Source organism: Aeromicrobium phragmitis (assembly GCF_003674095.1).
Lineage (GTDB): Bacteria > Actinomycetota > Actinomycetes > Propionibacteriales > Nocardioidaceae > Aeromicrobium > Aeromicrobium phragmitis.
The window spans coordinates 1-295 of record NZ_RDBF01000289.1 but is presented as its reverse complement, the minus strand read 5'-3'; the positions used below and the strand labels follow the sequence as shown (position 1 = coordinate 295).

1 pseudogene is annotated in these 295 nt (G+C 67.1%); it reads right to left on the bottom strand.

The features are described from left to right. Positions 1-295, bottom strand: a pseudogene (locus D9V41_RS18195) (NADH-quinone oxidoreductase subunit M); the annotation flags it as partial.

Here is a 295-nt window from a genome sequence, read left to right as displayed (position 1 = left end):
ACGAGCGTCGCCTCGAACAAGACGTAGAACAAGAAGACGTCGGTCGCGGCGAAGACGCCGATCGCGAGTCCCTCGAGCGCGAGCATCCAGGCGAGGTAGCTGTTCGTGCGGCTGGGATCGGGCAGCCGGTCGCCCCAGGCGGCGAGGATGACCACCGGCGTGAGCACCGTCGTGAGCAGCACGAGGGTGAGGCCGATGCCGTTGAGCCCGAGCGCGTAGTGCACGCCGATGGCCGCGATCCACTCGCGCTCCTCGACGAACTGATAGCCCGCACCAGGGTCGTACTGAATCGCGA